The organism is uncultured Cardiobacterium sp., from assembly GCF_938028185.1.
In the GTDB taxonomy this organism is placed as follows: Bacteria; Pseudomonadota; Gammaproteobacteria; order Cardiobacteriales; family Cardiobacteriaceae; genus Cardiobacterium.
Window position 1 is genome coordinate 1 of the sequence record NZ_CALJAH010000211.1, and the last position, 1,252, is coordinate 1,252.

A 1,252-nucleotide genomic window follows, 5' to 3' on the forward strand; every position below is an offset into this window, starting at 1 on the left:
AGGGGACATATCGACGGCTTGCCTCGCTTCGTTCACTACATCGAAAAGTGCTTCTCCACGATTTTGAACAGGTTCTTGGAGGCTGTTTACCATTTGAATCCCCCTCATATTCGCCCCCTTCCCGGCGCGGGGAGGGGGTTCTGTTTTTTCCAACCTGCAAGGAGACTGCATGACCGCCCTGTTTACCACTGCCTTCATCTACCTCGCCGCCGCCGTCCTCATCGTGCCGCTGTCAAAACGCCTCGGCCTCGGCTCGGTGCTTGGCTACCTGCTCGCCGGGATTCTCATCGGCCCGACCCTGCATCTGGTCGGCCAGGAAACGCACGACGTGCAACATGTTGCCGAATTTGGCGTGGTGATTATGCTGTTCCTCATCGGCCTCGAACTGGAACCGGCGATGCTGTGGAAACTGCGCGCCAAACTGCTCGGCCTCGGCGGGCTGCAAGTCATCGGCACCATCGCCGCCATCGCGCTGCTTGCCCTGCTGCTCGGCCAGCCATGGCAGGTGGCGATTACCGCCGGTTGCGTGCTGGCGTTGTCTTCTACCGCGATCGTTCTGCAAACCCTGGGCGAAAAAGGGCTTCTGAACAGCCCCGGTGGCCAGGCGAGCTTTTCCGTCCTGCTTTTTCAGGACATCGCCGTCATCCCGATGCTGGCGCTCCTGCCGCTGATTGCCCTGCCGGAGCTGACGGCGGCGGCGTACGGCGCGGGCGGCCATGAGACGACGCTGTTTGAGGGATTACCCGCCTACCTCAAAGCGCCCGTCGTCCTCGCCATCGTCATCGGCCTCATCGTCGCCTTCCACTACCTCTCGCACCCGTTTTTGCGCTACATCGCCCGCTCGCGCATGCGCGAAGTCTATACCGCAACCGCCTTGATGCTCGTCGTCGGCATCGCCGCGCTGATGAACCTCATCGGCCTCTCGCCCGCGCTTGGCGCCTTCATCGCCGGCGTGGTACTGGCGGACAGCGAATACCGCCACGAACTGGAAAGCACGCTGGAGCCGTTCAAAGGCCTCCTGCTCGGCCTGTTCTTCATCACCGTCGGCGCGGGCATCGACTTTGAGCTGCTGCGCCACGAATACCACATCATCCTCGCCCTCACCGTCGCCGTCATGACGATCAAAGCGGCGGTGCTTTACCTGCTGGGCAAAATCTTCCGCCTGCGTGGCACCGGCCTGCCGCTCTTCACCCTGGCGCTGGCGCAGGCGGGCGAATTCGGCTTCGTCCTCCTCTCCTTCGCGGTGCAGCAC

The 1,252-nt window shown here is 62.6% G+C and carries 1 protein-coding gene; it reads left to right on the forward strand.

What is annotated here, in order from left to right; genetic code table 11:
* Nucleotides 1–169: 169 nt before the first annotated feature.
* On the forward strand, nt 170–1,252 hold a 1,083-nt coding region (locus Q0349_RS06240), incomplete at its 3' end, for a monovalent cation:proton antiporter-2 (CPA2) family protein (protein WP_298080014.1).